This is a genomic window from Actinomadura fibrosa, assembly GCF_900659615.1.
In the GTDB taxonomy this organism is placed as follows: domain Bacteria; phylum Actinomycetota; class Actinomycetes; order Streptosporangiales; family Streptosporangiaceae; genus Spirillospora; species Spirillospora fibrosa.
In genome coordinates this window covers 38831-45849 of the sequence record NZ_CAACUY010000059.1, presented here as the reverse complement: position 1 = coordinate 45849, position 7019 = coordinate 38831, and the positions used below count along the sequence as shown (strand labels likewise).

At 74.3% G+C, this 7019-nt stretch carries 4 protein-coding genes and 2 tRNA genes; 4 read left to right on the top strand and 2 right to left on the bottom strand.

Features of this window, described 5'->3' with window-relative positions; all coding sequences use genetic code 11:
• Nucleotides 1–129: 129 nt before the first annotated feature.
• Together E1300_RS21305 and E1300_RS21300 are read right to left on the bottom strand one after the other, a co-directional pair.
• Nucleotides 130–1827: an ABC transporter substrate-binding protein gene (locus E1300_RS21305; RefSeq protein WP_131758787.1), complete on the bottom strand. Its 1698-nt coding sequence runs from the start codon at nt 1825–1827 to the stop codon at nt 130–132.
• Nucleotides 1828–1952: 125 nt separating this feature from the next.
• Nucleotides 1953–2885: a glycoside hydrolase family protein gene (locus E1300_RS21300; protein WP_131758786.1), complete on the bottom strand. Its 933-nt coding sequence runs from the start codon at nt 2883–2885 to the stop codon at nt 1953–1955.
• Nucleotides 2886–2987: 102 nt separating this feature from the next.
• Here E1300_RS21300 and E1300_RS21295 point away from each other — a divergent pair.
• From E1300_RS21295 to E1300_RS21280, 4 genes are all read left to right on the top strand, one after another.
• Nucleotides 2988–3059: transfer RNA gene (locus E1300_RS21295), tRNA-Glu, on the top strand.
• Between the two features lie 4 nt (nt 3060–3063).
• Nucleotides 3064–3135: transfer RNA gene (locus tag E1300_RS21290), tRNA-Glu, on the top strand.
• Nucleotides 3100–4383 (top strand): MFS transporter, encoded by a 1284-nt coding sequence (locus E1300_RS21285; RefSeq protein ID WP_370785077.1) that lies wholly within the window; start codon nt 3100–3102, stop codon nt 4381–4383. The genes E1300_RS21290 and E1300_RS21285 overlap by 36 nt, the downstream gene beginning before the upstream one ends.
• A gap of 72 nt (nt 4384–4455) precedes the next feature.
• Nucleotides 4456–6990, top strand: a complete 2535-nt coding sequence (locus tag E1300_RS21280; RefSeq protein ID WP_131758785.1) for a carboxylate--amine ligase/circularly permuted type 2 ATP-grasp protein — start codon at nt 4456–4458, stop codon at nt 6988–6990.
• The last annotated feature ends 29 nt before the right edge of the window (nt 6991–7019 follow it).

The following is a 7019-nucleotide window of genomic DNA, read 5'->3' as shown; positions in this document are numbered from 1 at the left end:
ATCGCGGCCCGGTCGGCCCGCAGCCGCCGCCACGTCCGCCGTCCCCGGGGCGGGGCGTCCGCGCCGGTCGCGGGGGCGGCCGCGGCGACCGCGGACACCTCGGTCTCCGGTGCGGTCACGGCGCGCCGGTCACTTCACCGAGACCGTCGACACGTCGTACCAGCCGCGCCACTCGTCGACGTAGGCGTTCTTGACGTCCTTGCCGTACAGCACCACCGTGCGCGGGTGGAACAGCGGGACGAGCAGCGCCCGCTCGCCGATCTTCGCGTCGAGCGCGCCCCACCGCGGCGCCGCCTGTGCGTTGTCGGTCAGCCTGCTGATCTCGTCGATCTCCTTGTTGACCGCGGGGTCGTCGAGCTGGGCCAGGTTGTAGTTGCCGCCGTCGCGCAGGATCTGCCGGCCGTCGAAGATCGGGATGAGGAACGGCCCGCCGGCCGGCCAGTCGGCGCCCCACGACTGGAGCGACAGCGGCGGCTGGGTGGCGGGCTTGCCGGTGACCGTCCGGTAGTCCTCCTCGCCGAGCTGCTTCTGCACGACCGTGACGCCGGCCTGCTTGAGCGCGTCCTGGACGGCCGCGGCGACCTTCGGCCCGTAGCCGTCGACGTCGGTGTTGGGGAACGCGAGCTCCACCTTGAGCCCGTTCGCGTACCCGGCCTGGGCGAGCAGCTCCTTGGCCTTCGCGGGGTTCCCGGTCGGCCCGGCGGGGAACGGGTCGTAGGGCTGCTGCCCGAACGCCTTGCCCTCCGGGAGGAACGTGGTGGCGGGCGCGGCGAGCGAGGTGCCGCCGACCGCGTTGACGACCGACTGCCGGTTGACCGCGTACGCGAACGCCTGCCGGACGCGGATGTCGTCGAACGGCTTCTTCGTGACGTCGAACGCCAGGTACTTCGTCTCGCCGAACACGCCCCGGGCGACGCGCTTGGCGAGGCCGGGGTCGCCGCCGAGCCGGGCGAGCTGCTCCGGTCCCACGGTGGTGTCGGTGGTGATCGCCTTCGCGTCGGCGCCCGCGCCGCTGACGAGCCGCTGGTTGATCACGGCCTTGTCCAGGCCGGAGGTGACCTCGATGCGGTCCGGGCAGCCGAGCCGCTGCGTGTCGACCGTCCGGTTCCAGTACGCGTTGCGGACGAGGACCAGCTTCTTGCCCTGCTCGTACTTCTCGACCTTGTACGGGCCGCTGGAGACCGGGGCGTTCTTGTACTTGATCCCGGTGTCCTTGGCCTTCGGCACCGGGGCGAACTGGGTGGCGGTGGCGAGGTAGGGGAAGTCGCCGTGCGGCTGCCGCAGCTTGAAGACGATCGTCCTGGCGTCCGGCGTCTCGATCGAGGCGAGGTCGCCGCCCTTGTACGGGCCCTTGTAGTCCGCGCCGCCGATGAGCCAGTCGTGCAGGTAGGGGGCGCCGCCGGGCAGGTCGGGCGAGAACGAGCGCTCGATGCCGTACTTGACCTCGGCGCTGGTGATCGGCGAGCCGTCGTCGAACTTCAGCCCGTCCTTCAGCGTGTACGTCCAGGTCTTCGCGTCGTCGCTCGGCCTGCCGAGGTCGGTGGCGAGGTCCGGGACGGGCTTCGTCCCCGCCTCCCCCGCGACCCGCGCCCGGGTGGTGAGCGTCCGGTAGACCAGCGAGGGCAGCGCGCCGCCGCCCGACGTGTAGAGCCGCGCCGGGTCGAACTCGTTCAGGCCGCTCTGGTTGAGGACGGTGAGCGTCCCGCCCTGGCAGGTCTTCGGGTCGAACGCGGTCGGCGAACCGGAGTCGGACCCGCCGCAGGCCACCGCGCCCGACGCGATGACCAGCGCGGCGGCGCCGAGGGGGACGAGCGGTCTCTTCCTCATGGGAGCTGCCTCTTCTAGATCCGGGCGCCCCGGATCGCGAGGCGCCGCACGACGGATCGGGCACGCCCGGGGGGCGGCACCGTGCGCAGCAACCTAACGCCCGATCCGCCCGAGATCAACTATTCCTACTTGTTTAGTGCAGTACCGTTACCGTTCCGGTGCAGCTCGGTGCGGATCTCGTGGGCGCCGTCCTCGCGCGTCACCTCGTAGTACACGCGCCAGGCGTCCGGGAGGGCGACCGCGCACAGGTAGCGCAGGCCCTCGCCGCGGTGCGGGGACCTGGCGACCGGCAGCGTCCCGTGCGCCGCCATCGCGCCGAACTCCGTCCCGGCGGCGAGCCCGGTGCGCTCCTCGTAGTTCTCCGCGGCCGTGGCGCGGCCGTCGTAGTAGGCGAAGACCCGCCCCTCGTGCGGGACGACGGCGGCGACCCGGACGCCCCGGGCGTCCCAGTGCCCCGGCCTGCCGCTCAGCGCGGTGCCGTGCCAGGTCCAGTCGAGGCCGTCGAGGCTGGTGGCGTAGTCGGTGACCATCTGGTCGGCCTCGTCGGGGTCGGCGAGGGGATGGCAGGACGCCCAGAGGTGCCACTGGTCCCCGTGCCGCAGGATCACGGGGTCCTTGACGCCCGTGCTCGCGCTGCCGGGGAGCACGACCCTCGCCTCCGCGTCCGCCAGGCCCTCCGGCGTGCCCGCTTCGAGGAGCTCGACCCGCCAGTGCTTGGTGCCCGGTGTGGCGCAGCTCACGTACAGCCGCCACCTGCCCTCGTCCGTGTGCACGAGCGCGGGCCGCTCCAGGGACTCGGCGCCCATCCGGTCCTTGTCGATGACCGCCAGCGTCTCGAAGCTCTCCCCGTCCGCGGACCGCGCCACCACGAGCGCGTACCCGCGCCCCTCCCCTATGGGACGGCGCAGCCGGTAGGCGAGGTAGGTCACCCCGTCCACGACGCACGCGCTGGGCGCGCCGGCCCAGTGGCCGGCGCTCTCGTGCGGCGGCGGCACGACCAGCCGCGAGCGGTCGGGACGCGGGGCGGGGAACGGCGGGCGAAATTCCCTAGTCAACATACCCGCATGATAGAGAATCCTGGTCCCGCGGATAAACCCGTTGCGGACGTCCTCACCCGGCGGCCACCATCGATACCACCGAGAGGCAAGCTCTCATCTCCAGGCGCGTTCGTCCAGTGGCCAGGACACCACGTTCTCACCGTGGAAACACGAGTTCGATCCTCGTACGCGCTGCTCGGGCCGGGTCGACTAACGGCAGGTCACCTCATTTTCGCTGAGGCAGGCGCGGGTTCGAGTCCCGTCCCGGCTACCCGTCCACGAGCGCGAGGGCGTCACCGTGCGCGAGGCCGCGGACGAGCTGCTGATGCGGCCCAACAACGTCAGCGCCCTCGTCTCCCAGCTCGGCGGGCTCGGCCTGCTGGAGCGCAGGCGGGACGCCGCCGACCGGCGCGTCGCGGCGGCCCGGGAGCGGCTGGCCGAGGTCCGGCGCGTCCGCTCCGCCCATGTCACCGGCGCGGTGCGCGCCCTCACCGACGGGGAGATGGACGCCCTCGGCTCCGCGCTCGGCGCGCTGTCGTCCTTGCGGCACCTCCACGCCCCCGCCGGCAGATCCTCCGGCACCCGATCCTCAGGCCCTCCGGCGGCGAACCGGCCCAGGGCGGAACCGCACCCCGCACGCCCGCTCGGCGGGCTGCTGATCGAGCACGTCGGCTGGGAGTCGGTGTTCTTCGTCAACGTGCCGATCGGCCTCGCCGCGCCGCTGTTCAGCGCGCTGGTGCTGCCGCGGAGCAGGAACGCGGCCGCCGCGGGGCAGCGCTTCGACGTGCCGGGCGTCGTCCTGCTCGCGCTCGGCCTGCTCGCGGTGGTGTTCGGCGTCGTGAGGGGCGAGACGTGGGGGTGGTCCTCGGCCGCCACGCTCGGCGCGATCGCCGCCGGGCTCGCCGTCTTCGCCCTGCTCGGCATGATCTTCTTCGTGATGCTGTACCTGCAGAACGTCCGCGGGTTCTCCCCCGTCGAGGCGGGCGTGCGGACGCTGCCGCTCAGCCTGGCCTCGGTCGCCGCCGCCCCGCTCGGCGCCGCGCTGACCGAGCGGTTCGGGCCGCGGTTCACGATGCCGCTCGGCATGCTCCTTCAGGCCGCCGCGTGCTTCCTCATGCTCGGCTGGGACGCGGGCTCCCCGTTCGCCGCGATGTGGCCGCCGTTCGTCGCGGGCGGCCTTCAGGCCAGCGTGCTCCAGATCGGCGGCGCGCTCGGCACCTCCGTGCTCGTCTCGCTGATCGACAGTCGGGTCGGCGCGACGCTGTACGGCGAGCTCATCTCCGCCGGGGTCCCCGCGTCCGCCGCGCGGAGCCTCGGTGAGGCGCGGGACGCGGTCGCGATGGGCGTCGCCCCGGTCTCCGCCGGAATGCCGGGAGATGTCAGGGCCGCCGTCGTCGCGGGGAGCGGCCAGGCGTTCATGAACGGCGTGCACACGGCGGTGCTGGTCACGGGCATGCTGTGCGTCCTCGGCGCCGTCCTCGCGGCCGCCGGGGTGCGGCGCCGGCCCGCCGCGCACTGAGCCCGCACCGCCGGTTACGAGTTTGTTTCGTTGTGATATGTCCGCGAAACAGAGGGAACCTAGGGTCGCGTGATGGGAGATCGCGCGAATGTGATGGCCGTCGGGGTGGAAGAGGAGTTCCACACGGTCGACCTGGAGCGGCACCGCCTGCTGCCGCGGGCGGACAGCCTGCTCCAGCAGCTTCCCGAGGACCGCTTCGGCGCCGAGCTCCAGCGCTCGGTGGTCGAGACGAACAGCAGGCCGTTCGTCCGGCTGGCCGACCTGGCCGAGGACCTGGCCGCGCTGCGCCGCGGCGTCGCGCGGGCGGCCGAGCCGCTCGGGCTCGGCATCGTCGCGGCGGGCACGATGCCCGTCGCCGACCTGGACGCGCTGAAGGTCACGCCCGACCCCCGGTACGAGAACATGCTGGAGGAGTACCAGGCGCTGGCGCGCGAGCAGCTGATCTGCGGCGCGCAGGTGCACGTGGACGTCGGCGACCGGGACGTCGCGGTCCGGGTCGCCCACCGGCTCGGGCCGCGGCTGCCCGTCCTGCTGGCGCTGTCGGCGAGCTCCCCGTTCTGGCTCGGCTCCGACACCGGGTACGCCAGCTACCGGACGCTGCTGTGGTCGCGGTGGCCGACGACGGGCCCGTTCGGCCCGTTCCGGGACGCCGCCGAGTACGACCGCGTGGTGCGCGACCTGGTCCGCTCCGGGGTCATCAGCGACCCCGGGATGCTCTACTTCGACGTCCGGCCGTCGGCGCACCTGCCGACGCTGGAGCTGCGGATCTGCGACGCGTGCCCGAGCGTCGAGGACGTGGTGCTGCTCGCCGGGCTGTTCCGCGCCATGGTGTCGGCCGAGCTGGAGGCCGCCGCCGCGGACGCGCCGCCGGCCCCGATCCCGAACGAGATCGTCCGCGCGGCGACGTGGCGGGCGGCGCGGTCGGGGCTGGAGGGCGAGCTGGTCGACCCCGACGGCGGCGGCCCCGTCCCGGCGCCGGAGCTGGTGCGGCGGACCCTGGACGGGCTGCGCCCGGCGCTGGAGGAGCACGGCGACTGGGAGCTCGTCGGCGAGCTGGCCGAGCGGGCGCTGCGCGGCGGCGGGTCGGCGGCGCGGCAGCGGCGGGCGTTCGTCCGCGGCGGGTTCGGCGAGGTCGTCGAGACGCTGATCGCCGAGACCCGCGCGAACACCGAGCCGGCGTCCGGCGCCGGCCCGGCGCGGCGGAACGTCGTCGCGATGCTCCGCGGGTACGACGCGTCCGCCGACGAGGCCGTGGTGTTCGACGGCAGCGCGCGCGGACCGTACGGGCTGCTGCTGGACGCCCTGGAGCGGATCGGCCCGGACGGCCTGGCCGAGCGCGAGCGCCTCCGCGACGAGGTGCAGCGCGGGCTCGGCATGACCTTCCACGTGGACGGCGAGGAGCAGGACCGGCTGTTCCCCGTGGACGTCCTCCCCCGGATCGTCGCCGCGGAGGACTGGGAGCCGCTGCGGGCGGGCCTGCGGCAGCGCGTCCGCGCCCTGGAGGCGTTCCTGCGCGACGCCTACGCCGACCGCGAGGCCGTCCGGGACGGCGTCGTCCCGGCGTGGGCCGTGGACGAGGCGCCGTGCCTGCGCGAGGACGGGCGGCTCGTGCCGCGGGACGCGGTGCGGTGCGCCGTCGCGGGCATCGACCTGGTCCGGGACGGCGCGGGCCGCTGGTCGGTGCTGGAGGACAACCTGCGGGTGCCGTCGGGCATCGGGTACGCGATGGCGAACCGGTGGCTGACGTCGCGGATCCTGCCGGAGGTCGTGCGGGCGTCGCGCTCGCCGGGCCCGGCGCGCGCCACCGCGATGCTGCGGGACGCGCTGGCCGCCGGCGCCACCGGGGGCATCGCGCTCGTGACGCTCGGCGAGGAGGACTCGGCGTTCTTCGAGCACCGCCTCCTGGCCCGCGAGCTCGGCGTCCCGCTGCTGACCCCCGACCGGCTCAGCGTGGACGAGGACGGCGTGCGCGCGGACGGCGAGCGGATCGAGGTGATCTACCGCCGCATCGACGAGGACGAGCTGTTCGAGGCGCCCGGCGCGGACGGCCGCCCGCTCGGCCCCGGGCTGCTGGCGGCGGTCGAGCGGGGGCTGCTGCGGCTCGCCAACGCCCCCGGCAACGGCGTCGCCGACGACAAGGCGCTGTACGCCCACGTCCCGGCCCTGATCGAGTACTACCTCGGCGAGAAGCCGCTGCTGGACAACGTGCCGACGTACCTGTGCCGCGACCCGCGGGCGCGGGAGGAGGCCCTCGACCGGCTGCCGGAGCTGGTCTGGAAGCCGGTCGACGGCTACGGCGGCAATGGCGTCGTGATCGGCCCCGACGCGTCCCGGGACGAGCTGGAGGACGTCCGCGGCCGCGTCCTCGCCGAGCCGGGACGCTGGATCGCCCAGGAGACCGTCCGGCTGTCGACGCACCCGGTGTTCGACGGCGGCCGGCTCCGGCCGCGCGCGGTCGACCTGCGGGCCTTCGTCGTCCAGGGCGCCGCCCAGGGCACCGGGCCGGCCGTCCTGCCGGTGGCGCTGACCCGGGTCGCGCCGGAGGGCAGCCGGATCGTCAACTCCTCGCAGGGCGGCGGGTCGAAGGACACCTGGCTGATGCAGTGACCCGCGGACCCGGATGACGTTCCCGAGCC

What these genes read in the sequence shown, in the direction of transcription:
- E1300_RS21305 (WP_131758787.1), bottom strand. Translation starts at nt 1,827, where the DNA reads ATGAGGAAGAGACCGCTCGTCCCCCTCGGCGCCGCCGCGCTGGTCATC.
- E1300_RS21300 (WP_131758786.1), bottom strand. Translation starts at nt 2,885, where the DNA reads ATGTTGACTAGGGAATTTCGCCCGCCGTTCCCCGCCCCGCGTCCCGAC.
- E1300_RS21280 (WP_131758785.1), top strand. Translation starts at nt 4,456, where the DNA reads ATGGGAGATCGCGCGAATGTGATGGCCGTCGGGGTGGAAGAGGAGTTC.